At 46.7% G+C, this 26,611-nt stretch carries 24 protein-coding genes; 19 read left to right on the top strand and 5 right to left on the bottom strand.

Going from position 1 to position 26,611, the window contains the following annotated elements; all coding sequences use genetic code 11:
- Positions 1-3: 3 nt before the first annotated feature.
- Positions 4-2,166 carry a GGDEF/EAL domain-containing response regulator gene (locus LG368_RS07495; RefSeq protein ID WP_226754113.1) on the bottom strand — a complete coding sequence of 721 codons (2,163 nt, stop codon included), beginning with the start codon at positions 2,164-2,166 and terminating at the stop codon, positions 4-6.
- Positions 2,167-2,430: 264 nt separating this feature from the next.
- On the opposite strand from LG368_RS07495, the gene gmk reads away from it, so the two are divergent.
- From gmk to LG368_RS07475, 4 genes are all read left to right on the top strand, one after another.
- Positions 2,431-3,054, top strand: coding sequence for a guanylate kinase (gene gmk / locus LG368_RS07490; protein WP_226754179.1), 624 nt, complete (start codon positions 2,431-2,433; stop codon positions 3,052-3,054).
- A gap of 57 nt (positions 3,055-3,111) precedes the next feature.
- Positions 3,112-3,336 carry a DNA-directed RNA polymerase subunit omega gene (gene rpoZ, locus LG368_RS07485; RefSeq protein ID WP_226754112.1) on the top strand — a complete coding sequence of 75 codons (225 nt, stop codon included), beginning with the start codon at positions 3,112-3,114 and terminating at the stop codon, positions 3,334-3,336.
- 60 nt (positions 3,337-3,396) lie between these two features.
- Positions 3,397-5,514, top strand: coding sequence for a RelA/SpoT family protein (locus LG368_RS07480; RefSeq protein WP_226754111.1), 2,118 nt, complete (start codon positions 3,397-3,399; stop codon positions 5,512-5,514).
- Between the two features lie 107 nt (positions 5,515-5,621).
- Positions 5,622-6,008 (top strand): RidA family protein, encoded by a 387-nt coding sequence (locus LG368_RS07475; RefSeq protein WP_226754110.1) that lies wholly within the window; start codon positions 5,622-5,624, stop codon positions 6,006-6,008.
- A gap of 87 nt (positions 6,009-6,095) precedes the next feature.
- On the opposite strand, the gene LG368_RS07470 is transcribed toward LG368_RS07475, so the two are convergent.
- Positions 6,096-6,950, bottom strand: a complete 855-nt coding sequence (locus tag LG368_RS07470; RefSeq protein WP_226754109.1) for an NAD-dependent epimerase/dehydratase family protein — start codon at positions 6,948-6,950, stop codon at positions 6,096-6,098.
- A gap of 128 nt (positions 6,951-7,078) precedes the next feature.
- Between LG368_RS07470 and LG368_RS07465 the strand changes: the two genes are divergently transcribed.
- The 3 genes from LG368_RS07465 (at position 7,079) to LG368_RS07455 (ending at position 10,856) form a co-directional block, all read left to right on the top strand.
- A complete protein-coding gene (locus tag LG368_RS07465; RefSeq protein WP_226754108.1) occupies positions 7,079-7,984 on the top strand; it encodes a hydrogen peroxide-inducible genes activator in 906 nt (301 codons plus the stop codon).
- A gap of 36 nt (positions 7,985-8,020) precedes the next feature.
- Entirely contained in the window at positions 8,021-10,102 is a 2,082-nt protein-coding gene (recG, locus tag LG368_RS07460) for an ATP-dependent DNA helicase RecG (protein WP_226754107.1), read from the top strand.
- A gap of 106 nt (positions 10,103-10,208) precedes the next feature.
- Positions 10,209-10,856 carry a ComEA family DNA-binding protein gene (locus tag LG368_RS07455; protein WP_226754106.1) on the top strand — a complete coding sequence of 216 codons (648 nt, stop codon included), beginning with the start codon at positions 10,209-10,211 and terminating at the stop codon, positions 10,854-10,856.
- A gap of 25 nt (positions 10,857-10,881) precedes the next feature.
- On the opposite strand, the gene lrp is transcribed toward LG368_RS07455, so the two are convergent.
- A complete protein-coding gene (lrp, locus tag LG368_RS07450) occupies positions 10,882-11,358 on the bottom strand; it encodes a leucine-responsive transcriptional regulator Lrp (RefSeq protein WP_476703450.1) in 477 nt (158 codons plus the stop codon).
- Positions 11,359-11,914: 556 nt separating this feature from the next.
- Between lrp and LG368_RS07445 the strand changes: the two genes are divergently transcribed.
- The 9 genes from LG368_RS07445 to phoR all read left to right on the top strand — a co-directional run bounded on the left by LG368_RS07445 (position 11,915) and on the right by phoR (position 21,100).
- On the top strand, positions 11,915-12,937 hold the full coding sequence (locus tag LG368_RS07445) for an amino acid ABC transporter substrate-binding protein (protein ID WP_226754105.1): 1,023 nt from the start codon (positions 11,915-11,917) through the stop codon (positions 12,935-12,937).
- A 104-nt stretch (positions 12,938-13,041) separates the two neighbouring features.
- Positions 13,042-14,217 (top strand): amino acid ABC transporter permease, encoded by a 1,176-nt coding sequence (locus LG368_RS07440; protein ID WP_226754104.1) that lies wholly within the window; start codon positions 13,042-13,044, stop codon positions 14,215-14,217.
- Between the two features lie 10 nt (positions 14,218-14,227).
- Positions 14,228-15,328: an amino acid ABC transporter permease gene (locus LG368_RS07435; RefSeq protein WP_226754103.1), complete on the top strand. Its 1,101-nt coding sequence runs from the start codon at positions 14,228-14,230 to the stop codon at positions 15,326-15,328.
- Between the two features lie 22 nt (positions 15,329-15,350).
- Positions 15,351-16,130, top strand: coding sequence for an amino acid ABC transporter ATP-binding protein (locus tag LG368_RS07430; protein ID WP_276572998.1), 780 nt, complete (start codon positions 15,351-15,353; stop codon positions 16,128-16,130).
- Between the two features lie 81 nt (positions 16,131-16,211).
- Complete coding sequence (locus LG368_RS07425; protein ID WP_226754102.1) at positions 16,212-17,480, top strand: HDOD domain-containing protein; 1,269 nt, start codon at positions 16,212-16,214, stop codon at positions 17,478-17,480.
- Between the two features lie 27 nt (positions 17,481-17,507).
- Positions 17,508-18,062: a chorismate--pyruvate lyase family protein gene (locus LG368_RS07420; protein ID WP_226754101.1), complete on the top strand. Its 555-nt coding sequence runs from the start codon at positions 17,508-17,510 to the stop codon at positions 18,060-18,062.
- 71 nt (positions 18,063-18,133) lie between these two features.
- Entirely contained in the window at positions 18,134-18,988 is an 855-nt protein-coding gene (gene ubiA, locus LG368_RS07415) for a 4-hydroxybenzoate octaprenyltransferase (RefSeq protein ID WP_226754100.1), read from the top strand.
- 97 nt (positions 18,989-19,085) lie between these two features.
- Entirely contained in the window at positions 19,086-19,781 is a 696-nt protein-coding gene (gene phoB, locus LG368_RS07410; RefSeq protein WP_226754099.1) for a phosphate regulon transcriptional regulator PhoB, read from the top strand.
- Positions 19,778-21,100, top strand: coding sequence for a phosphate regulon sensor histidine kinase PhoR (gene phoR, locus LG368_RS07405; RefSeq protein ID WP_226754098.1), 1,323 nt, complete (start codon positions 19,778-19,780; stop codon positions 21,098-21,100). Before phoB ends, phoR begins: the two co-directional genes overlap by 4 nt.
- A gap of 7 nt (positions 21,101-21,107) precedes the next feature.
- Here phoR and LG368_RS07400 read toward each other — a convergent pair whose 3' ends face one another.
- On the bottom strand, positions 21,108-21,977 hold the full coding sequence (locus LG368_RS07400) for a response regulator (RefSeq protein WP_420827962.1): 870 nt from the start codon (positions 21,975-21,977) through the stop codon (positions 21,108-21,110).
- The gene (gene cysZ, locus LG368_RS07395) at positions 21,977-22,756 is read right to left on the bottom strand and encodes a sulfate transporter CysZ (protein ID WP_226754096.1); all 780 of its coding nucleotides are present in this window, start codon (positions 22,754-22,756) and stop codon (positions 21,977-21,979) included. The genes LG368_RS07400 and cysZ overlap by 1 nt, the downstream gene beginning before the upstream one ends.
- Positions 22,757-23,050: 294 nt before the next feature.
- Between cysZ and LG368_RS07390 the strand changes: the two genes are divergently transcribed.
- The 3 genes from LG368_RS07390 (at position 23,051) to oppC (ending at position 26,604) form a co-directional block, all read left to right on the top strand.
- Positions 23,051-24,661 carry a peptide ABC transporter substrate-binding protein gene (locus LG368_RS07390; protein WP_226754095.1) on the top strand — a complete coding sequence of 537 codons (1,611 nt, stop codon included), beginning with the start codon at positions 23,051-23,053 and terminating at the stop codon, positions 24,659-24,661.
- 83 nt (positions 24,662-24,744) lie between these two features.
- A complete protein-coding gene (gene oppB / locus LG368_RS07385) occupies positions 24,745-25,665 on the top strand; it encodes an oligopeptide ABC transporter permease OppB (protein ID WP_226754094.1) in 921 nt (306 codons plus the stop codon).
- Between the two features lie 12 nt (positions 25,666-25,677).
- Positions 25,678-26,604: an oligopeptide ABC transporter permease OppC gene (gene oppC, locus LG368_RS07380; protein WP_226754093.1), complete on the top strand. Its 927-nt coding sequence runs from the start codon at positions 25,678-25,680 to the stop codon at positions 26,602-26,604.
- Positions 26,605-26,611: the final 7 nt, after the last annotated feature.

Raw genomic sequence — 26,611 nt, 5'->3', positions numbered from 1 at the left:
TAGTCAGAGCCAATCGAGCACCTTTTTCAATGACATGGGTCTGGCCAACAAATACCCTTGACCGTAGTCGCACCCTAGCGACAACAAATGACACTTCTGCTGCTCTGTTTCAATGCCTTCAGCAATGACATTAAAGCCAAGGCTATTACCGAGCTCTACAATCATTTTTAGAATTTTCCAGTCTTTATCTGACTCTTCCATTCGCCAAACAAAGCTGTGATCGATCTTAATCGTTGATACCGACAAGGTAGACAGGTAGGCCAAAGAAGAGTAGCCGGTACCAAAGTCATCAATATTGATGCCCACGCCCAGTGCCTGCAATGCCGACAAATGTGTGTTGATGTAACTTTTTTCTTCAATAAACTGAGATTCTGTAATCTCTAACTCAATCATTTCGTAGGGAATGTCTTCTTCCGCCAACAAAGCATTAAATTCATCAAAGTAATCTGGTCGAATAATCTCACTGCCCGCGACGTTGACCGAAATGGGCACGCTGATTCCTCGTTTCTTTAAGGCATTAATGGCCTTACAAGATTCTCGAACCATCTGTTGATCTAGCTTGTCAATTAAGCCACTGCTTTCTGCCAGAGGGATAAATTGATCAGGTGGAATAAAAGTACCATCTTTAGAGCGCCAACGCGCCAACGCTTCAAACCCGACTAGGGTATTGTCTTTCAAGTTCATCTTAGGTTGAAAATACGCCTCAATACCATCATTCAAAATGGCCTCTCGAAGCTCTTTTAACAACTCATAGCGACCAAACATCGCTGAGGCCAGCTCTTCTGAAAACGCTAAGAAAGAAACCCCATCGTATTTTGCCCTTTCCAACGTACTTTTGCCGACACTGACGAGTTGCTCAGCACTGTAAAAAGGGAATTCACTGCACGTCACAGAACTGACGGTTAAATCTAAGGAATAAGTGGCATCTTCAACCATCACACTGGTGTGAATAATACGCTCCAAAGAAGACGCATCATACTCGGGCTTGTCGTAAACCAATACCACAAAGGTATCGCGTTCCAACAAAGAAATATCAAAAGACTGACCGAAAAAGTCACTTAAATGCTGATACAGGGATAAGGTCAGTTGATCACAATATTTTGTTCCTAAAACAGATTCGGTGTACGCCAAATCCTCGACGTAAAACATCAGTAAAGTGGCTTTTTCTCTCTCCCAAGAAAACATATCGCGAATTTCACGAATCAACCAGTTTTTATTATGGATGCCCAAAGACGGCTCTATATAGGCCAACTCAGTGAGTTTACTGTGTAAGACAACGTTGCGGAAACCTGCTCGAATATTCTCACAAAACACCTGCATCAAATTAATCTCATTTGATGCTAGTTGGCGGTCTAACTTAACAACAACCAGGTATTCTGAGCCTTCTAGTTCTTTATTGGCAAAGTACAAAACGGAAAAACTGTCTAAGAAAACATGGCTTTTTTGTTCATTGGCCAAAAGAACGGCGTCTTGTAACGAGGTCTCTTCCTGCACCGATGAAAAAGGCTTATGAGCATATGGGGCAAATTCACCACTGCTGGCCACAATAAGAGCCTTGTCTATTGCTTCATTCTCAGGGTGAAATAAGCAGACAATACCGCCATTTTTCAGTTTCAGCAGGACGCCAATTTCTTCAAGAATAGAATGGGCGTAATCGGTTAAATCACTTTTTGACGCCAATCTCTGGCTGGCCGCTAATAGGAGTTGCATGCTATGACGGGCTTCTTTCATATCAGAAAGATGCTCCCAAGTACGTAGATTACTTAACACGATGGTTTGCAAGTGAGCTTGCGTTAAATCTGACTTACACCAGTAATCATCAATATCATACTGGGCGATTAAGTCATTCACCGGTGCCATACCAGGCTGCCCTGTCAACAACACAATGCGCATCAAATCGTTGCCTATAACGTCACGAATAATGCGGATTAAGCGCAACCCTGCTTGGTCAGACTCCATCACAACATCGAGAAAAACAACGGAAATATCAGGGTTTGCCGCAATAATTGTTGCCGCTTCCGTGGCGGAAGAAGCCGTTAAAAAGGTTACTTCTTTCTCGTCAAAATTAAGCGAGTTAAGCCCGTTCAGCAAGGCTTCTTGATAGTCAGAGTCATCTTCAACAGATAAAATTTTGCAGTGTTGTCTTTTGTCTGAAGGTAAGTCCATTATTGATTCCTTATTCGTCTTGCCTGAGATCAAACACGTTGTCTTGTGAGGACGATAAAGGTACAGATAACATTGGACTTTACCGTTCATGGCCTATAAGCCAGTATCAGATAATTTTATAACACATCATACCGTTTTTCTCGAATAGACTGTGTTTTCTGGTTTTTCGACCTCCACATCCTACCGCCACAGGGGGGGTCGTACCCTAGTCTTATATTATAGTAAGATATTGGAAAAACATTGACTGGCGGACAAAACAACCTCATGCACAAACACCAAGGCAATTTATTCATTTTATCGGCACCTTCTGGTGCAGGTAAATCCACGCTATACAAAGCGTTAATTGGACAAGATGACAAGGTCAGAATCTCGATTTCACACACTACCCGTGCACCACGCACAGGGGAAGAACACGGTCGAGAATATTACTTCATTGATGACGAATCGTTTCTGGACATGATCGCAGAGGATGCATTTTTTGAACACGCTCAAGTGTTTGATCATTACTACGGTACGTCAAAAAAATCGATTTTCTCCATGCTAGAGCAAGGCTTGGATGTTATCTTAGAAATAGATTGGCAAGGGGCACGTCAGGTACGTCAACTCTACCCAGAGGCGATCGGTATTTTTGTGTTGCCACCGTCGCTAAACGATCTTGAAAAACGTTTAACACAACGCGCAACCGACACCACAGAGGTCATTCAACGTCGTATGGCAAAAGCGGTAAGTGAGATGTCCCACTATCACGAATACGACTTTGTCATTGTGAATGATGATTTCGATGTAGCGTTGTCACAAATGGCGGCTATTTTTACCGCCATGCGTGCAAAAACACCGATAATGCAAGAAAAACATGGCAATCTTATAAATGATCTCTTGTCATTATAAGAAGCCGTTAAGTAGAATCACTATTGGAAATATAGATAACCGAATACAGAGGTCAAGATGGCTCGAGTTACCGTAGAAGATTGTTTAGAAAACGTTGATAACCGCTTTGAATTAGTAATGGTTGCGTCAAAACGCGCCCGTCAACTTGCTACCGGCGGTGAAGACGCAAAAGTGCCTCTAGAAGGCGATAAAGTCACTGTCGTGGCACTGCGTGAAATCGCAGAGAACGTGATTAACGCACACAACGTTGATCAGCAAAAACGCCCAACGCACGAGTTTTAATTTCTATGGTGTCGCTCATAACACAGCTCTCGCGCTTTTTTTGCCTAAGTGAGGTGAGCGATGTATACCATTGAGAATTTAGCCCTGACACTCAGTCAGTATTTACCTTATGACCAAATCGCTAAGGTAAAACGCGCTTACTTCTACGCTGAACAAGCCCATGACGGACAAAAGCGTAAAAGTGGCGAGCCCTATGTCACCCATCCTCTCGCTGTCGCCGAAATTCTGTCGGAACTTCGAATGGATTGCGATGGATTGACTGCGGCCCTATTGCACGACGTGATTGAAGACACCGGCATCAGTCGCGAAGCCTTAACCGAACAATTTGGTGCAGAGGTGGCCAGCCTCGTCGATGGCGTCAGTAAATTGACCCATCTAGAGTTCAACAGCCAAGTTGAAAAACAAGCCCATAACTTTCAAAAAATGGCCATGGCCATGGCAGACGATATTCGTGTCATCTTAGTCAAGTTGGCTGACCGCTTGCATAATATGCGTACTCTTGACGCCATGCCTGCCCATAAGAAACGTCGTATCGCCCGAGAAACGCTCGATATTTATGCGCCTATTGCCAACCGCTTAGGAATGTATAAAGTACGCGTCGATTTGGAGTCTCTGGCTTTTCAAGCTTACTACCCAATGCGAGCACGCATGCTGCAACGCGCCATCAATAAAAAATATGGCCAGCAGCGCATCAAGGACACCCAAAAGCTTGAAGATCATATTCGCGCCGAATTGGCCGCTGATTACATCGAAGCAACCATCAGCGTTCGAGAAAAACACATTTACAGCATTTACCAGAAGATGGACAAAAAACGTCGGTCTTTAGCGGAAATTATGGACGTCATGGGTGTGCGCATCGTCACCGATCGCCATGACAGCTGTTATCGAATCTTAGGGGTTATTCACGCCCTCTTTAAACCGATCGAAGGGCGTTTTAAAGATTACATTGCTGTCCCCAAATCTAACGGTTACCAATCCTTGCACACCACTGTCTTGGGCTCCAATGGCATCCCAATGGAAGTGCAAATTCGGACCGAAGAAATGGATCTCGTCGCCAATAACGGTATCGCAGCACACTGGGCTTACAAAGTCAGCGGCACGTCAAACATGCCAAGCAATCACGATCGCGCTACGAAATGGGTAAAAAGCTTGCTGGAAATCCAGCAAAAAGCACGTAACCCCGTTGAATTTGTCGATAACGTAAAAAGTGACTTGTTCCCTGACGAAGTTTATGTTTTCACGCCCAATGGACAAATTATTGAATTACCTTCTGGTGCAACACCGGTCGATTTTGCCTACGGTGTTCACACTGAAATTGGTAATACCTGTATTTCTTGTCGAATTAACCGACGTTTGGCTCCGCTGAGTACCCAGCTTGAAAGCGGTCAAACGGTAGAAATCATTACCGCGAAAAATGCCCAGCCTAATGTCGCTTGGCTGAGTTTTGCCATTACGGGCAAAGCACGCACTAATATTCGTCACTACTTAAAAGACAAACAGCGCGAAAACGCCATTTCCATCGGCAATCGCTTGTTAACACGCTCACTCAATGCGTTTAAAACCAACATTGAAGAGTTAACCATCGAACAAATTGCACAAGTATTGAATAACCACCAGCTGGCTTCATTAGATGACTTATTAGAGTCCATCGGTAAAGGCCGACATGTAGGGTATTTGGTAGCACGTGAACTCTTCCCAAATTACGACGAAGAAACCTTGATTACGCCAAAATCCTTCAAGGTCAACGGCTCTGAAGGTATGCTGATATCCTATGCTAAATGTTGCGCACCGATCCCAGGTGACCCGATTGTCGGCTCTGTGCAGGTCGACAAGGGCATTGTGATTCATCACTTGAATTGTCCAAACGTACAGGATCACCTTTCTAACCCCGAGCGCTTTATTCATATGGCGTGGGGCAAAGAAATTGAAGAAGAGCTCAACATTAGCCTTATCGTGACCTACATAAATGAACGGGGTGCGGTGGCAAATATTGCCAGCTCTATCAGCGATACCGACTTCCAAGTGTCAAATCTCGACATTATTGAACGAGGCCGCGTCAGTCGCTTGCGTTTGAGCATTACAATTTCCAGTCGTGTGGGATTGGCCGATGTGATGCGTCGTATCAAAGCCGTGCGCTGTGTTGAAAAGGTATCACGTGAAACCATCGTTGGGCGCTGATTCAAAGCGCCTTGCTCACCCTATACTTTATCTGTGGCATGCTCTTGTTGGGCATGCCATTTTATTCGTTATTTTTTAATCACTACTCTCTAAAAAGGATACGTATCATGGCAAAACAAGTCATTCACACTGAAAACGCACCAGCAGCAATTGGTCCATACTCTCAAGCGGTTCGTGCAGGCAACACTGTGTATGTATCAGGTCAAATTCCTTTGGTGCCAGAAACCATGGAAGTCATCAGTGAAGACATCGTTGATCAAACCAAACAGGTTTTTAAAAACTTGCAAGCGGTGTGTGCCGCAGCCGGTGGCTCTTTAGAAGACATCGTAAAATTCAATATCTTCATGACCGATCTTGGCAATTTCGCTACGGTTAACGAAGTCATGACTCAATTCGTTAAGCAACCTTACCCAGCGCGTGCCGCTATGGGTGTTCGTGCATTGCCAAAAGGCGTTCAAGTAGAAATCGAAGGTATCATGGTACTGGAAGACTAAGTGTCTCTGCTGTCATACTGAATGACAGGCGAATAAAAAAGAGGGCCTCTTTTTTATTTTATTAGGGTAACATACTGTGAAAATCGTTTATCTGCTTTGAAAAGCGTCGATCAAGCCACGATACCCTGCGGTATAACTTGGGTAAATAGGGCGCCAGCCTTTTGACAATAAATACTCTCCTTGAATGCGCTTACCCGATACAGGCGCAAAGCCTTCACTGGACTCTGCCATCACCTTGGCGCCTAAACAACTGGCCAACCAAAGTTTCACTTCCCACATAGACACAGGCGTTTGATCCGTCACAATCACCTGTTCAGGAAGGACGCATTCTTCTGATTCTGGATGACACAAAACAAGATCGGCCAACAGCAATAAAGCCGACACAACGTCGTCCCGATGCACACGATTTGTCCAACTGTTTGCGCCCCATGCCTCTTCACTGAGTACCTTTTCTAGCATTCGATAACGACCCGGACCGTAGATTCCCGAACAACGTACCGCGACACTAGGAAACACCGCCGCTAATGCACGCTCTGTGTCTGTTAATACGGTGGCCGTCACTGTTTTAGGATCCGCCCGCGTCGTCTCATCCACCCACTCACCCGCGTTCTGACCATACACGCTGGTACTGGAAACAAAAATGACGGTAGGCAAGTTTGCTTGCGTCGAGTAACGTCGAATAAGCGCTTGTGCCGTATCAAAATACGCGGCCCGATAACTGGCTTCCGTGCGGCCTTGTGGCGTCATAATTAGATAAATAAGCGCTGCATCAGGAAAGCACGCTTGGTCCATCTCCGTCAGATCGCCCGTTATTCCCTGCACCCCCTGCGGAAAGTCATCCTGTGTGCGACGGATTCCCGTTACACTGTGACCTTGTGCAACCAACGCACTTGCCACGCCGGACCCCAAATCACCACAACCTGCCACCAGCACTTTCGCCATGTTTTTCTCCTCGTTGCTTAAAATAAGATTCTCATTCATTCCATGAAAGAACCAGTATACTTTATCAAATGATGTACTATCATAGTTATTAACAATAACCCTGAACCAAGCCGATAAAAAGGTGTGTTATGACGTTAACGGAATTGAAATACATTGTGATGCTGGCTGACGAGAAACATTTCGGCCGTGCAGCAGAACGCTGTCACGTGTCACAGCCTACCCTGAGTGTGGCCGTCAAAAAGCTTGAAGAAGAATTAGGCACTGCCATTTTCGAGCGTAGCAAAAATTCGGTTTACATCACCCCCCTGGGCGAGCAAATTATTGCGCAGGCCAAACGCGTCATGGATCAAGCAAACATGATCAAAGAGTTGGCTGCGTCAGGGAAAAACCAATTAAAAAGCCCATTGAAAATTGGGGCTATTTACACCATTGCGCCTTACCTATTTCCCTTCATGATCCCTGCGTTGCATAAAGCGGCAACGAATATGCCTCTGATGATTGAGGAAGACCTCACTGAAAACCTACGCCCTAAACTGCGTAACGGTGAACTGGACGCCATTATCGTGGCGTTGCCATTCCGCGAGCCCGATGTGGTCACTCAGCCAATCTACGAAGAAGAATTTGTTGTGCTGATGCCCAAAAATCACCCTTGGACCGAGCTAAAGCAGATCGAAACAGACCAGTTGTCGACGGACAACCTTTTGCTGCTTGGTAAAGGGCATTGCTTCAGTGAGCAGGTACTCGAAGCCTGCCCTTTGATGAACGGAGGTGACTTCAGTGAAGGGCGCACCGTGGTCAACGGCAGCTCACTAGAAACCATACGTTACATGGTGTCATCGGGGCTTGGCGTGACAGTGTTGCCCAAATCCGCGGTCACCAACATCAACCACGATCTGCTAGAAGTACGACCCTTTGCGGCCCCCGTGCCGAAGCGCACCGTAGCGCTTGCTTGGCGTGCTAGCTTTCCGCGACCCAATGCCATTGACGCGGTCAGCCAAGCCATTCGTGATGCTTGTAAGCATTTAAACCTGTAACGGCCACTGAATCAGGCACTTATAGGATACATTAGTATGATTGACGGATTAGACACTCAGGATGTTCGCGAGCTGAAAGGCGTCGGCAACGCTATGGCGGAGAAACTGGCTCGATTGCACCTCAATACGGTGCAAGACTTGCTGTTTCACCTTCCCATTCGCTACCAAGACCGAACGCGCGTTGTGCCAATCGGTCAATTGCGCTTTGGCGATGAGGCTGTGATTGAAGGCCACATCACCGGCGCAGAAATCAAAATGGGCAAGCGTCGCAGCTTACTCTGCCGAATCAAGGATCATACTGGTACCTTGTGCCTGCGTTTCTTTCATTTCTCCGCCGCGCAAAAAAAGCAGCTTGAAGCAGGAAAACGGCTGCGTTGTTTCGGTGAAATCCGTCGTGGCAGTTCAGGCTTTGAAATCTATCACCCTGAATATCAGCTGATTAGCGAAGAAGAGACACCACCGAAAGCGACCCAACTGACGCCCATCTACCCCCTTACCGAGGGGCTAACACAGACTAAAATCCGCCAACTGTGCGAACAGGCATTAGAGCGATTAACGCCGTATAATTTACAAGAATGGTTACCGGACGAACTGCGTCATGCTTTTAGCTTATCGCCCTTGTGTGACGCCATTCAGTTTTTGCACCATCCGACCAAAGACGTCAACTTAGAACAGCTCCGCTCCGGGGCACACCCTGCCCAGTATCGCTTGTCCTTCGAAGAACTCATGGCCCATCAACTGTCACTGATCGGCAAGCGCCTAAAAGCCAAGCAAGATGTTTCTGTTCGCGTGCCCAACGCAGGCGCATTAAGCCAGCAACTGCTGTCTCAGTTGCCTTTTTCACCCACTCAAGCCCAACAACGCGTCTTTGGGGAAATTCTCCAAGACTTGGGTACAGGCCATCCCATGTTGCGCCTGGTACAAGGGGATGTTGGATCGGGGAAAACCCTGGTAGCGGCGCTCGCTGCAGCGTCTGTTGTGCAAGCCGGCTATCAGGTCGCCATCATGGCACCCACAGAAATTCTGGCCGAACAGCATTACCATAACTTCCGCCAGTGGTTCGAGCCTCTTGGGTTAAACGTGGCCTGGATGATTGGCAAACTGAAAGGCAAAGCCCGAGAGAAAGAGCTCGCAGACATCGCCTCAGGTGTCGCCCACTTAGTCGTCGGTACCCACGCCTTGTTTCAAGACACCGTAGAATTTGATCGTTTGGCCTTAGCAGTGATCGACGAACAACACAGATTCGGTGTGCATCAACGGATGGCGTTGCGGGAAAAGGGCATGAAACACGGGATTCAACCTCACCAGCTCATCATGACCGCCACCCCTATTCCCCGCACACTCGCCATGTCAGCCTATGCCGATTTGGACTGCTCCATCATTGACGAATTACCGCCTGGACGTACGCCGGTCAATACCGTCGTGGTGTCAGACCAACGCCGTCAAGAAGTCATTGATCGGGTAAAAAGTGCCTGCGAAGAAGGCAAGCAAGCGTACTGGGTATGTACTCTGATTGAAGAATCCGAAGCCCTGCAGTGCCAAGCCGCCGAGGACACCGCACTGCTGCTACAAGAGCAACTGGGCAATTTGTCAATTGGCTTGGTACATGGCCGCCTTAAGTCCCAAGAAAAAGCCGACATCATGGCAAAGTTCAAAGCAGGCGATCTGCAACTGTTGGTGGCCACGACCGTGATCGAAGTCGGTGTGGATGTGCCCAACGCAAGCTTAATGGTCATCGAAAATCCGGAACGCCTTGGCTTAGCCCAGCTTCATCAGTTACGTGGTCGAGTGGGCCGAGGGCAAGCCGCCAGCCATTGTGTGTTGCTGTATAAAGCCCCTTTAGGGCAACAAGGCAAAGAGCGCTTGTCGACCATGCGGGAAACCAGTGACGGTTTCAAAATCGCGGAAAAAGACCTCGAATTACGAGGACCAGGAGAGCTATTAGGCACCCGACAAACGGGCCTGTGGGAATTCAAAGTCGCCGATTTACAACGAGACAAAAACCTACTCGATGACGTTCAAAAAGCCGCGATTCAATTGCATAATCACTACCCAGACCGTGTCGCTCCTCTGTTATCTCGGTGGCTTCCAAACCATGATCAATACCTAAACGTCTAACTCAAGGTCAACGGCAACCGGAGAGTTTGACGGTATTTTTCTTGCATGTGGGTGAAGATTGATCAAGAATCGCTTTATTCACTGGATTCGCTCACAAGGAACCGCCATGAACGCTGATAACCTAGACGCTGGCGCGACAGCACTGACACTACAAGGCTGCGCATATCGAATCGAACACGATCGTGTTGTCTTATCCATCCAATGCATCAGCAATCACCGTAATAGTGGCAACATCAGCGGCACCTTACGCTTACAACTGTGTGCCTATCCCAAAGGCAGCGAGCACGAAGCAGAACCGATGGTGCTGGCCTCCACCACCCTTGGCGAACTCAGTGGCCAACACGTTATAAATAACGGCTTATACGACTTACTCTTTCAGTCACCGCCCGCAGGATTATGGCAACTCGTCTTACAACTCAGCGAATGGGACGGTATGGACTATATAAGCTGTGATGATGCTTACTTTCCTGTGCTCTATCATGTCACTGCAGAAAACGCCCACTCCCCAGATACTACTGCGAAAAAAGAAACGTCACCCGATGTAAAAAAAAACGCCACTGGTTGCTCAGATGGCTATCTCGCCATTAACCAATGCAAAGTGAAGGCACTGTTAAAAGTAAAAGGTATTCCAAAAAAAGTGCTTGAAAAACTGATAAAAGAACGGCCGTTTCCATCGGAAAGAGCCGTTCTTAACGTGAAGGGTGTCGGGCCAGTCAAACTAAAAAGAATCATCGATCAATTGACCAATCAATGATGCCGATCTTATCTGGAAAACACGCCTAAGGAATGTTTACAACCGTAGTGCTTTTCACTTCTTCCATGGCCACATAGGTACGCGATTCACGCACATGAGGCAAGGTCAGCAAGGTCTCACCCAGCAACAATCTATACGAATCCATGTTCGACACGCGCGCTTTTAGCAAGTATTCAAAATCCCCTGCAATTAGGTGACACTCTAAGATTTCTGGAATTTCTGTCACGGCTGTTTTAAATTCATTGAAGCCTTCTGGCGACGTTGTTTTCAAGCGAATTTCGACAAAAACCAATAAGCCAGCGTCTACTTTTTTAGGATCGACCAGGGCACAGTAACCTGTAATATAACCATTACGTTCTAAACGACGCACACGCTCTAAGCAAGGTGTGGCGCTCAAACCAACACGGCTTGCCAGCTCGACATTGGATAATCGCCCGTTTATTTGCAGCTCACGAAGAATTTTTTTGTCTAAGCGATCAAGCGGTTTTGATGAGTTATCCATCAGCTATGGATCTCCTTACATGACGTCAATTTTGTTTAAGTCTACCATGCAGCTTGTAAATTTTGGAAAGCGCTTTCTGGCTATCTTGCACGATCACCGCTATTTAGAACGAGTTTCACCATACTATTTTGTATACAAAGCACTAAAACAATGCAATAGATATAGTTTGTATCAAAACGGTGCTAGGACAATAAAAAAATGCATCAAATGCGTGCAAAAAAACACACCTATCCTGCCCGAGCCGTTGTCTACTCTGCTTTTCTACCTTGATCAAACCTTTATATCGCAGACAAATAAAATCATACTTTTCGGGGAAAAGTGCAAACAATTAGGCGTGAATCGTCTTAACGTTGACACATTCTCCTTGACTGAGCCTGTAAAGCATCATTGTATATAAGGGTGAACGCATTTTTCAGAAGTGTTTTCTACCCCATGATAAAACAAGAATAACGTAATGTTGGCACTAACCTTGCTCGATATTTTGATATAGATGTCAAAATCTAATGTGACAAATTTAGCAAGATAACAACATACAAAACGCCTGGGAGGCTCAATAATGAAATCGAACGTTGGTAAATTACTTTCGACTGCCGCAATCGCCGCAACCATTAGCGCTGGTGCAACGGCTGCCACTTTGGACGATGTGAAAGCAAAAGGCTTTATTCAATGTGGTGTCAGTACGGGGGTTCCTGGCTTTTCCAATGCCGACTCAAATGGTGACTGGTCCGGTATTGATGTGGATGTGTGTCGTGCAACCGCAGCGGCCATCTTTAATGACCCACAAAAAGTAAAATTCACGCCTCTGTCTGCTAAAGAGCGTTTTACTGCCTTGCAGTCAGGTGAAATTGACATCCTTTCTCGTAACACGACGTGGACCTACACCCGTGATAACTCTTTGGGCTTGGACTTCACAACCGTTAACTTTTATGACGGTCAAGGCTTCATTGTACGTAAAGACCTCGGTGTGACATCGGCAATGGAACTGGACGGCGCAACGGTTTGTACTGAGCAAGGCACAACCACTGAGCTCAACATGGCGGATTTCTTCCGTAAGCACAAAATGTCTTACGTGCCGGTTATCGTGCAAAAGGTCGACGAAGCATTGGCCGCCTACGATTCAGGTCGTTGTGATGTCTACACAACCGATAAATCGGGTCTAGCCGCTCACCGTACTAAACTGGCTTCACCTTCTGAACACGTCATCTTGCCAGAAACGATTTCAAAAGAGCCTCTTGGTCCTGTGGTACGCCACGGTGATAATCAGTGGAAAGACATTGTGACTTGGTCTCTTTTCGTGCAAATCAACGCAGAAGAAATGGGCATTACGTCTAAAAACGTAGCGAAAATCAAAAGTGAAACCAATGATCCAGGCATCAAACGCTTATTAGGTGTTGACGGTGATATGGGCGCACAATTGAACCTGTCATCGGATTGGGCTTACAACATTATTTCTAAGGTCGGTAACTACGGTGAAGTATTCGCACGTAACGTTGGCCCAGAAACAGCTGTTAATTTACCTCGTGGTTTGAACGCTCTATGGACAGAGGGCGGCGTATTGTATGCGCCACCAGTACGTTAATACCTAAAGCACTCTGCTTGGGTATCTATTGGGCGGCTTATAAAGCCGCCCAATCTTTCCCTTTCCTTTCACATCTGACGAGCATTTCAATTGCCTGAACCAAGATGAGCGAAAAAACAACATCAAGTAATAAGAGCTTTTTGAACGATGCCGCCAACCGCGCGCTGATTTTTCAAATTGTCCTCCTAGCCATCGTCGTCTTTGTGGGTTACTACTTATTTAGTAATTTACAAGCCAATTTAGCAGATCAGGGTATTTCCACTGGTTTCGCCTTTTTAAATCAACCGGCTGGCTTCCCTGTTCTCATTCATTTAATCGACTACACCGAAGCCGATACTTATGGTCGCGCCTTTGCTGTTGCTTTGATTAATACCTTAGTTATCTCGTTAATGGGCATCGTTTTAGCGACCATAATCGGCGTCATTATGGGCTTAGCGCGACTGTCAAGTAACTGGTTAGTGGCGCGTTTAGCCACCGTCTATATCGAGACATTGCGTAACATTCCATTATTGCTACAAATGTTCTTCTGGTATTTTGCCGTATTGGCTGCCTTACCGATTCCAAAAAATAGCATTATTCTAGGGGACTTTTTCCTCAATAAACGCGGGGTATATTCTCCTAACCCGGTCACACAAGACGGCTTCGGTCTGGTGATCGCAGGGTTTGTCTTTTCTATTATCGCCGCCATAGCACTGATCGTGTGGGCGAAAAAGCGTCAGACTCGAACAGGTCTTTGGTTCCCAGCTTACTGGTCATCGCTGGGGATGATTGTTGTTATCACTGTTTTGGCGCTCGTCATTAGCGGCTTTCCCATTGAGTTTGAGTTACCACAAAAAAGTCGTTTTAACGTTACCGGTGGAATGGTATTACCACCGGAGTTTGTCGCGGTATTAATCGCCCTTTCTACTTACACAGGTGCCTTTATTGCCGAAATCGTTCGGGCAGGTATTTTATCCGTCAGCTGGGGACAAACCGAAGCAGCCCGTTCTTTAGGGCTAAAAGACAGCTTAACTCAGCGTCTCATTGTGTTGCCACAAGCGCTGCGAGTGATTATTCCCCCTTTGACCAGCCAATTTCTTAACTTAACAAAAAACTCATCGCTCGGTGCGGCCATTGCTTACCCCGAGTTGGTTGCTGTGGTCATGGGGACCACCCTCAACCAAACCGGTCAAGCCATTGAAAGTATTGGTTTGTGTATGCTGGTATACGGCACCCTAAGTTTGACCATTTCTTTGTTTATGAATTGGTACAACAAAAAAATGTCATTAGCAGAGCGCTAGGAGGAAGAACATGGCTATCGAATTTAAACCGTCACCCAGCCTCCCACCACCGGTGCGTTCTGTCGGTGCCGTGGCATGGGTACGTCAAAACTTACTGTCCTCTCCACTCAATGTCTTTTTAACCCTGTTCAGTGTTTATATCCTGTACCTGATAATCCCCCCTGTTGTTGAGTGGGGTATCATCAACGCATCATTCGACGGCGAGTCAAAGGCGGATTGCACAGGAAGTGGGGCCTGTTGGTCTTTTATTGGCGTGTATTTTGACCAGTTTATGTACGGCCTTTACCCATCAGAAGAAACTTGGCGCATTAACCTAGCCTTGATTATTTTGGTGATATTAATCGGTGTCTTTGCCGTCAAAACAGTCAATAAGCTGTACCTGTCTTTGGTGATTATTCTCGCCTACCCGATCGTTGCTTACTTTTTGTTTGCTGGCGGTGTATTCGGTCTAGAAGTTGTTGAAACCTCCTTGTGGGGCGGTTTGTTTCTGACCACCTTGCTTGGGGTTGTGGGCATTGTAACTTCCTTTCCGTTAGGTGTTTTGTTGGCGCTTGGGCGTCAGTCTAATATGCCCATCGCAAAATCCGTGTGTATTGTGTTCATTGAAACCATTCGTGCTGTGCCGCTGATCACGATTCTGTTTATGGCGTCGGTGATGATCCCGCTGTTTTTGCCGGAAGGTATGAACTTTAATAAGCTATTGCGTGTGCTGATTGGTATTACCCTGTTTTCTTCCGCTTACATGGCGGAGGTGATTCGAGGGGGGTTGCAAGCCATTCCGAAGGGCCAATATGAAGCCGCTGATGCGTCTGGGTTATCTTACTGGCAATCAATGATCTTGGTTATCTTGCCACAAGCATTGAAATTGGTGATTCCAGGTATCGTCAACACCTTCATCGGTTTGTTTAAAGACACCACCCTTGTTTACATTGTCGGTATGTTTGATTTGCTTGGCCGAATCCAAGCCGCCACCCATGACTCCAACTGGTTAGGCACCACCATGGAAGGCTATGCCTTTGCAGGCTTTATTTACTGGGCGGCCTGTTTTGGTATGTCGCGTTACAGTATGAGAATTGAGCGCAAGTTAGAAACTGGGCACAAGCGAAATTAGTTAAGAATTTGAGGTCTTTAGTATGACAAACACCAATATGGCTCGTGCTCAATTAGAAAAGGGCGAAGAAGCAATCATCGAGTTTAACGATGTGAACAAATGGTACGGGGACTTCCACGTACTCAAAAACATTAACTTCAGCATTAAAAAAGGCGAACGCATCGTGGTGTGTGGGCCATCTGGTTCAGGCAAATCGACCATGATACGTTGTATTAACCGTCTTGAAGAACACCAAAAAGGCACCATTTTGGTCGACGGTGTGGAAATGAACAATAACTTGAAGAACATTGAAGCAATCCGTAGAGACGTCGGCATGGTGTTTCAGCACTTCAATCTGTTTCCTCATTTGACCATTCTAGAAAACTTAACGCTGGCTCCTATTTGGGTACGTAAAATACCCAAAAAGCAAGCGGAAGAAATGGCCATGCACTACCTAGAACGCGTCAAGATTGCCAACCAAGCACTCAAGTATCCAGGGCAACTGTCAGGCGGTCAGCAGCAACGTGTGGCGATCGCCCGTGGTTTGTGTATGCAACCGCGTATCATGCTGTTTGATGAGCCAACGTCAGCGCTTGATCCTGAGATGATCAAGGAAGTACTCGATGTCATGGTACAACTGGCGGAAGAAGGCATGACCATGGTGTGTGTCACCCACGAAATGGGCTTTGCTAAAACCGTTGCTGACCGTGTTGTCTTTATGGACGCAGGGGAAATTGTCGAGGCGAATGAGCCCCACGCGTTCTTTGATAACCCGCAACACGATCGTACACAAATGTTCCTCAGTCAGATTTTGAATCACTAGTCAGAACATAGCGTAAAATCTGTTATATTTATGAAGCCCCATTAGGGGCTTTTTAATTGCGATGGTATAACAGGGATGAGTATGGAAACGACCGTTAATAGTCCGCTAAGTGAAAGGGTATGTGTCGTCCATTTGGCCGATTCTATAGGGCGACTGCGTGTTATCTTCCCCAAAAATCATATGCTCGACCTCGCCGCTATTGCGCGGGTCACTAAGCGTCGTTTTGAACCCGTACCATATTATAGCCGTGCCAGTGACTTACTGATCAAGCCAAACAGCATGTATACCCTTCTCGCCACCAGCTTGCTTGAATTGCCCCGTCTACTGATTCAAGTACACACCAACGGCACACAACAAGAAATCACGTCAGCAGAGTTACAGCAGCTTTTCTCGGGGCCACTGAATCGATTTGAACGCATCTCTGTGCCTACCCAAAACATCAAACGCCCTGTCGAACATCACGACCAAGATGCTGAGCAAATTCTGCAAGGATTGGGGCGGTTTCAGTCCATCCGACTCAAAAAGCGTATTGAAGAAACGGTTGAGATGCCGCCCTTGCCCGCCTCCTCCCATCAAGTGATTCGCTTATCCAACAGCAAAACGGCCAGTATCAACGAACTCTGTGACATCATCACTCTTGATCCGAGCTTGACCGCCCAAGTCATCAGTTGGGCGTCTTCACCCTACTACCGTGCACCGGGCGGTATTACCACCATAGAAGACGCCATTATTCGGGTGTTGGGGTTTGATATGGTCATGAATCTTGCGCTTGGGTTATCGTTAAGCAACGCTTTCACATTAGCAAAAGACAACCTGCACCATTACGAGAATTTCTGGTTAGAATCTGTATCAGGTGCCGTCCTGACTGAGGCGTTAGCGAAATGCATGCCCGTGGAAAAACAACCTAAAAAAGGCCATGCGTATCTCGCTGGCTTACTGCACAACTTTGGCTATCTTGCGATCGGTACGATTTTGCCTCCGCATTTTTCCATTCTAACGCGCTATCAAGAAGCCAACGCTCACCTTTGCTCCGAGTTAATTGAAATGCAAATGATGCATTTTACTCGAGAACAAATGGGGGCTTGGCTATTACGCCACTGGAACCTTCCTGAACCTATTTGGACTGCCATTCGCTACAGTAAACGCGACGAATACCAAGGTGAGCATGCTATGTTGGCGCATCTCCTGTATATTTCCCATCGATTGCTGCATCATGACAGCATTTCTGAAGCGGTTTTAAAGCGCGTTGGTTTGACCTTGGAACAGGCCGAACGATGCCGAGAAGCCTTGTATCAGGAGTCGACGGAACTCAAGAAAGTGGTCGCGTCGATGAATAAAATAAACACATAACCTGTGATGACGATTAAGAGCCAGACCATGATGAACCCTTCTGCGGCACAGCAATTTAATTATCGTTGGCAGCCGATTCACCGTATTAGCAAAATGAAAGTCCCAAAAAACCTTTGGCCTTGGCTCATTACGCAGGAGTCGTTGACCGCAAAACTGCAGTGTCTTGGCAAACTGGCGGTGGAAGTACTGGAAGACGATTGGGGGACGCCAACGTCCCGAGAGCGTAAACGCCTAGCTTTACGCCCCAGAGAAAGGGTTCGAGTTCGTACCGTGTTGTTAACCGTCGATGGCCATGCGATGATTTATGGGCGCTCTATTATTCCAGCGCGCTCTTTGAAGGGTCACTGGCGTCAGGTCAAACACCTGAAAAACAAGCCACTTGGCGGTTATTTGTTCCAACACAGGGCATTAAAGCGCAGTGATATCGAAATCACCCAGCTGCCTAAAAATTTGTTTTCTCATCAGCCTACCCCATTATGGGCGCGACGCTCCGTTTTCCATCAATATGGGCCTGGCATCTTGGTCAATGAAGCATTTTTTGACCAGCTTATTACTCTGAAGCCGCCATTTACCTTGCTGTAATCAATGCATGTGTTTGGGTGGCTATGTCACTACTTAGATGAAACTACTTGGATGAAGTCACCTAGATGGTTATGAACAAGCTAAAAAACTACGCCGAACTCACCCGATTCAACCGTCCCATTGGGTCACTGCTGCTAATGTGGCCAACGCTGTGGGCCTTATGGCTCGCGGCAGACGGCATGCCCCAGTGGCACTTGATGGTCATTTTTGTGTTGGGCGTGTTCAGTATGCGATCGGCTGGGTGTGTGATCAATGACTATGCCGACCGAAAGGTAGATGGTCACGTAGAGCGCACCAAAAATCGCCCACTGCCGTCTGGAAGAGTGTCTGAAAAAGAAGCTCTGATAGTATTTGGTGCCTTATGTGGGCTGAGTTTTCTATTGGTGCTGTTCACGGATTTCAATACCGTTTTGTTGTCTTTTATCGGCCTTGGTCTGGCGGCTTTGTACCCCTTTATGAAACGCTATACCCACCTGCCTCAATTGTTTTTGGGACTGGCGTTTTCTTGGGCCATTCCCATGGCGTACAGTGCCCAAGGCGGCAGTTTAACGGACCCTATTCTATGGATGTTGTTTGTCGCAAATTGCTTCTGGACCATTGCCTACGACACCTACTACGCCATTACCGACCGTCCCGATGACCTGAAAATCGGCATCAAGTCTACGGCCATCTTATTCGGTCGCTACGATTTGTTCGTTATTCTTTGCCTACAAGGGCTGACTTTATCCTTGCTCAGTTGGATTGGAATATTGGCCGGAATACAGTGGCCATATTTTGTGGCATTAGTCGTGTGTGTTGGTCTTTTTTACCAGCAATATCAACAAGCTAAGGAGCGTGATCGACAAGCCTGCTTCCGTTCTTTTTTGAACAATAACCGCATTGGATATTGTGTGTTTATTGGTTTGGTGGCCAGCTATCTTGTGTGATGGTGTAACAGGTTATGTGGCAAAGTTGTGACAATGTCATTGAATTGTCACATAAGATCGCTTTAATAACAGCATTCCTGACGTGAAGGTGAAGCCTGTGACCGCTAAAAAAGTATTAATCATAGACGACGAATCGTCTATCCGTGAAATGATTGCCATCGCCTTAGAAATGGCGGGCTACGAATATTTAGAAGCAGAAAACATCCAGCAAGGCCACGAGATCGTGGTTGATCATCGCCCTGATCTGATCTTAGTGGACTGGATGATGCCTGGCGGCAGTGGTATCGAACTGACTCGCCGACTGAAAAAAGACGCTACAACGGCAGAAATCCCTGTCATCATGCTGACCGCAAAAAGTGAAGAAGACAATAAGATTCAAGGCCTCGAAGTCGGGGCAGATGATTATATCACCAAGCCTTTTTCCCCTCGTGAGCTCGTTGCACGTCTGAAAGCCGTATTACGACGCGCTACTCCTCAAGGTGTGGATGAACCCATCGAAATTGATAATCTGGTGCTTGATCCAATCAGCCAGCGCGTTACCATAGGAACACGCCCTTTAGATATGGGGCCAACCGAATACCGCCTCCTTAAATTCCTGATGACCCACCAAGAACGCGCCTATTCTAGAGCGCAATTGTTGGATCAGGTATGGGGCGGCAATGTCTATGTTGAAGAACGTACCGTCGATGTACATATTCGTCGTTTACGCAAAGCCATTGGCAGTACCCATGACTACTTGATACAAACCGTACGAGGCACGGGCTACCGCTTTTCTGCACAAAGGTCTCTATGAAAAAAGTGTGGCGCAACACCCTGATAACCTGGTTGACTGGTCTCGCTGCCTGTCTTGTAATTGGTTTTATTCTTAATCAAATACTCGCGGTCATACTGCTGTATGTTTTAGGCTCTCTGTATTGGCAGCTGTATCAGCTTTATCAATTTCATAATTGGTTACGTTACTCGGGTAAAGCCGCACCACCGGAAGCAGCGGGCATTTGGGGTGAAGTGTTTGATTCCGTGTATCGCTTACAGAAAAAACAACGTAAATCCAAGCGTCGTATGCGCCAAGCTTTAACACGTATTGAAAGATCCACCACAGCCCTGAAAGAAGGGGTGATCATGGCGGATAATCAGGGCAACCTAGAATGGTGGAATAACTCTGCAGCCCACTTGCTTGGTTTGGTTCGTCCTGTCGATCGTGGTCAAGCCATTACCAACATACTGCGCAATCCAGACTTTTTCCGTTATTTCAATCAAAAGCGTTTTGGTGAACCTCTAATCATCAAATCACCCGCGAAAAATGGTGTGTATTTGGAAATCCAGACCACACTCTACGATAAAAACGACCACCTTATCTTTATCCGTGATATCACGCGTTTGCACCTACTAGAACAGATGCGTAAAGACTTTGTGGCCAACGCGTCCCACGAACTTAAAACCCCACTGACCGTCATCAAAGGGTATTTAGAAACACTGGATATGTTCAAAGACAGCCTACCGAAAAGCATGCAAAAAGGCATTGTAAACATGTCTGAACAATCGGATCGGATGGAACATCTCATTGAAGATTTGTTGCTGTTGTCGCGTCTAGAAAGCAACGATAAGCGAGAAGAGAATCAGTGGCATAACCTGTTAGGCATGATGGAAGCCATCGCCAGTGCGACATCGCCTATGCTGACGGAAACCCATCATTTATCACTGGCTATACCAGAAAATGCCCGTTTATATGGCTCTTACAAAGAACTCTATAGCGCGTTTTCTAATTTAATTGTGAACGCTATTAAGTACTCACCCGATGGCGGTAATATCAATGTGAGTTGGGAATCTGATGAGGTCAGCGGTGTGTTCTCAGTGACAGATTCTGGTATTGGCGTTGACCCACAATACATACCGCGTTTGACCGAGCGTTTCTTTCGTGTCGATAAAGGTCGCGGCTCAAAAACCGGAGGAACGGGATTAGGCTTAGCCATTGTCAGACACGTTTTGCTACACCATGACGCCAAACTGCACATTCAGAGTCAACTAAGCCAAGGCAGTACGTTTTCTTGTCACTTCCCCGCCAGTCGAACCCGTACTGACAACATACCTGCGCAACCCGTTGAGCTTGAATAATTCGCTGTTATAAGCTGTCGAACAGCTTCTGGACAAAGGCCTCTTTTTCACTGTCTTGGTCAATCAAGTTCAACACAACGGTCAAAAATGTCGAGTCGTGTTTCTTTTCTGTGGTGGCAACGGATTGTACAAAATAATTCAAGCGGTTAACTTGACCAGAAAACTCTAAATCCAACACCGCTTGCCCTAACACCTGCGGCACAACGTCATCGCTCTTGATGAACATGGTCGCATCTGTTTTGCTAAACTGAATCACCATGCAACGAAACTGTTTGCCCTCAAAGCGCACTAAAGTGGGAATTTTTACGTCTTTTGCCCCTGTGGTTGACATAACGCTGGAAGGCGATGCTGCCGACGTTTCAGGTGAAGCAAACTTCGTTGCCTGTACCTGTGCCGATTTTCCCGCTCCCATCAGTACATCCAACGACGCAGCGCCGACACCACCGGAATGACTGGCTTGACGAGATTTTTGTGCTGTCAAGCGCGCTTCAAGACCGTGCTTTTTCGCCGCTGCTGTGACCTTACTGACCAGCTGATCACTGGAAAAAGGCTTGCCAAGGTAATCCGTCACGCCTGATTGTACCGCTTCCACTACATGGCTTTTGTCACCACGGCTGGTGATCATCACAAAAGGCACGGTGTCTTTTTTGTAATTCGGTTGCTCCCGACACCACTTAAGCAATTCAACGCCCGTCATTTCTGGCATTTCCCAATCGCATAACACCATATCAAACGCTGTTTTTGTCATCATTTGTTGGGCTTTGCGGCCATTAATGGCTTCTTCAATTTCCGCGGCAGGAAACTGTTTGCGTAAGGTGCGACGAATCAAATCACGTGTAAAAGACGCATCATCCACTACTAAAATTTTTACACTCATCATAACGCTCCGTGCTTACGATCCAATAAAGTAGAATAGCTCTCATGTTGCGCTCGAAAAACTGAAATCCATAACAGGGTTGCCGCCACAACGGCAATCGGCATCACGAACAAATTAAACAAAGGAATGGTCAAAGCCACCATCACAATGGCACCAAATGTCCAACACAATAAAGGCTTGGTGCGTAGGCTCATTCTCATGTCATGGAACGTGACCTTATTATTATCAAAGGCATAATCCATATACTGCAAAGACAGCATCCACATCGAAAACAGCAACAACAAAACCGGTGCAATCACATTCACAAGAGGAATAAACGACAACAAAAGTAACAAGATAAAACGTGGCAAAAAGTACAGAATCTTTTGTAATTCACGCTGCAAACTGCGGACAATAATCGTCATAATCACACTGGCACTCAAGGTTTCATCAAACACCTTACCCGTTTCTTTTTCTTCTACCTTTTCCGCCAGAAATGCCATAAAGGGCGCGGCTAAAATATTGACCCCGACCGAAAAGCTGTAAAACAACAACACACTAATAATGGCGGCAAAAATCACCTTAAACAGCCACTCTAAGAAAAACACCCACTCAGGCAAATACCCCATCGCGGAGTCCATCAATGTCTGGAAATAGCTGAACGCCACCATGTACAGCAAGCCAACCAATAGGCAATTCGCCAACAAGGGCGCCAAGATGAACAGCCTTAACTCTTTTGATAACACCAAGGGAAATGCTTTAAGAAATGCCCCAGCGGCTTTAAATGGATGTGAGATCACGATGCCGTTTACCTTAAATTCAATGTTTATGATACACACAGAATATCACGGTCCTAGGGTCGGCTCCACAACACACTCACCGAATCAAGCCTGTGTCTACGGGGGATTGAGGCTTTTTTAAGGTCTATCGCCATAGACGCTTTTTACCCCCTAACCTTTAGGCAACGTATAGCCTGATACGGAATTTCGATTGTAGGCTTTTGTGCTTTGGGGAATGATGAAAGTGTCAGGAATTTCAACAAACTAAGAACATTATTAAATAATTAGAAACAGACAAATAAAGGGACTAAGAAAATGAAAAAAACACTGCTTGCCAGCGCAATTCTGGCCTCTACCCTAATAACAGCACCATCCTATGCCGCTAACGTCCCTGCTGGAACAGAGCTGGCTGACGTACAAGACCTTGTCCGTGGTGGCGGTTCTGAACCAGCGACTTTAGACCCACAGAAAATTGAAGGCACACCGGGCTCAGCACGAGCGCGCGACTTATTTGAAGGCCTTTATAATTTAGATGGTGAGGGTAACTTGGTACCTGGCGTAGCAAAAAGCTATACCGCCAACGAAGACAATACACTTTATACGTTCACCCTACGCCAAGATGCAAAATGGTCGAACGGCGACCCGGTTACCGCCCATGACTTTGTTTATGGTTTCACCCGCGCTGTAGACCCTGCGACTGCATCGCCTTACGCTTGGTTTATCGAAATCCCTTCCATTACCAATGCGTCAAAAATCATTAATGGGGAAGCCGAGCCAAGTACCTTAGGCGTCAAAGCATTAGACGACTATACTTTTCAGGTCTCATTGGATCGCCCCGTACCTTATTTCGTTAAAATGACCGCCCACCAAACCATGTTCCCAGCCCCAAAGAAAACCATTGAGAAATGGGGCAGTAATTGGACGAAAGCCGAGCACATCGTCTCCAACGGTGCTTATAAGATGGACGAATGGATCGTTAACGAAAAGATGGTTTTTTCACGCAATAGCCATTACTGGAACGATGACAAAACCGTCATTAATCAAGTGACCTTTTTGCCAATTGAATCGCCTAATGCCGAGCTTAAACGCTTCCAGGCTGGGCAAATGGATCTAAGTTATGAACTGCCAAATGACCATTTCAAACAGCTACAGCGCGACATCCCAGAGCAAGTCGTCGTCACGCCCATGTTAGGCACATACTATTATCAATTTAACACGACCAAAGCGCCTTATGATGACGTTCGCGTGCGTAAAGCCTTATCTTACGCCATCGACCGCAACGTGATTACCAAATTCGTCACGGGCACAGGGGAACTACCGGCCTACTCTTTCACGCCAGAGGTTGTGAATGGTTTTAACCCTGCCACACCAGAATACGCGACTTGGACACAGAAAGAGCGTAATGAAAAAGCACAGGCTCTGTTGGAAGAAGCTGGTTTTGATAAGCGCAATCCGTTGTCTTTTAACCTGCTTTACAACACCAATGAAAACCACAAAAAAATCGCCATTGCTGTGGCGTCTATGTGGAAAAAAACCTTGGGCGTCAGTGTGACCCTCGAAAACCAAGAGTGGAAAACCTACCTAGAGACCAAAAAGCACCAGCAGTTTGACATCGCTCGTGCTGGCTGGATTGGGGACTACAACGAAGCGTCTACCATGCTGGATTTATTGACCTCGACCCACGGTAACAACGACGGCAAATACAATAATGCGGAATACGACCGTTTACTGGCCGACGCCAAAACCCTGCAAAACCCTTCTGAAAATTACAACCAAGCGGAAGCCATTGCCATTGAACAAGACATGGCCGTCGCCCCTATTTACCAATACACCACCAAGCGTTTGGTAAAACCGTATGTCGGTGGTTACTCTCCGAACCCAGAAGACAGCATTTACACACGCGATATGTACATTATTAAGCACTAACCTGCCCTGTACGTAGCACAAACCCTACCCAGTGCCGATACGTTGATCGGCCACTGGGTCATTTCTAGCCCGGTACTATTTTTATGCTGACGTTTATTCTCAAACGTATACTAGAGGCCATTCCGACCCTACTAGTATTAATCACTGTGTCTTTTTTCTTGATGCACTCTGCTCCCGGTAGCCCTTTTTCTGGAGAGCGCACCTTGCCGCCAGAAGTGTTGGCCAACATTAATGCCAAGTATCACCTAGACGAACCGGTGATTAACCAGTTTTTTTATTACTTAGGTGGCCTGTTACAAGGGGATTTAGGCCCTTCTTTTCGTTACAAAGACTTCACTATCAACGAACTCATTGCGCAAAGCTTTCCGGTCTCTGCAGAAATTGGTCTTTGGTCATTTCTTGTTGCATTGGTCATTGGCGTCGGGTGTGGGGTCATTGCCGCATTACGTCAAAACTCTTGGGTCGATTACAGTGTGATGGCTGTGGCCAATTTGGGCATTGTATTACCTAACTTTGTGTTGGCTCCCTTATGTATTCTCGTTTTCTCCATCTACAACCAGTGGTTGCCACCCGGTGGTTGGAACGGCGGTGCCTGGCCTTATTTGGTGATGCCGGTGATTGCCATGTCCACCAGCTACATTGCGCAAATCGCGCGTATTACCCGCGGTAGCATGATCGAAACCATGCACTCCAACTTTATCCGAACCGCCAAAGCTAAGGGCTTACCGAAACATCGTATTATTTTTAAGCATGCCTTACGCCCCGCTATGCTGCCCGTTATTTCCTACCTTGGACCGGCGTTTGTCGGCATCATCACCGGCTCGGTGATCGTGGATGTGTATTTTGGCACTGGCGGGATTGGTCAGCACTTTATCAATGGCGCACTCAATCGAGATTACTCCATGGTAATGGGTGTGACCATTTTGGTCGGCACGCTTACCATTCTTTTCAATGCTGTGGTGGATGTTTTATATGCCCTCATTGATCCGAAAATTCGTTACTAAGGCCTTATCATTATGATTACCAATAAAGACAACGTTCAGGCCGTTGAACAGTTTGCCCAGGAAGTGGTAGACATTGAAGGTCGCAGTTTATGGCAAGATGCCCGTCGCCGCTTTTTTTCCAATCACGCTGCGGTGGTCAGCTTAATTGTATTAGGCCTAATTACGGCCATTGCTCTGCTAGGCCCGCTGTTTAGCCAATGGCAATACGACGATATAGACTGGGAAGCCTTATCGGATATTTCTGTTTTAGGTCGCCCCAGTCTAGAAAATGGCCACTATTTTGGTACCGATACCCTGGGGCGCGATATTTTCGTGCGCACCATGCAGGGAGGGCAAATCTCTTTGCTGGTAGGGGTGCTTGGCAGTATTGTGGCGATTGTGATCGGCACCCTGTATGGCGCCACATCGGGCTACATCGGTGGCCGTGTGGACAGTGTGATGATGCGCTTTCTTGAAATTCTCAACTCCTTTCCCTTTATGTTTTTCGTGATCATCTTGATGACACTGTTTGGTCGTCAGATCTTTTTGATTTTCGTCGCTATTGGCGCCATTTCTTGGCTCGATATGGCCAGAATCGTACGCGGTCAAACCCTGAGTTTAAAAAATAAAGAATACATTGAAGCCGCCTACGCCTGTGGCGTGTCGACACCGAAAATCATTCTCCGTCACATCGTACCTAACGTGCTCGGCATCGTGGTGGTGTACGCCACCCTCTTGGTGCCCAACATGATCTTATTGGAATCCTTCATCAGTTTCTTAGGATTAGGGGTACAAGAACCCATGACCAGCTGGGGGGCATTGATTTCTGAAGGCGCTCAAAATATGGAAATCGCTATTTGGCAACTGGCTTGGCCATTAGGTTTCCTTGTGGTGACCTTATTTTGTTTTAACTTCCTCGGCGACGGCTTACGAGACGCGCTTGACCCGAAAGACCGCTAAGGAGGCT

The organism is Marinomonas algarum, from assembly GCF_020532605.1.
GTDB lineage: Bacteria > Pseudomonadota > Gammaproteobacteria > Pseudomonadales > Marinomonadaceae > Marinomonas > Marinomonas algarum.
The sequence above is the reverse complement of the archived record's forward strand: the minus strand, read 5'-3'. Positions and strand labels throughout refer to the sequence as shown.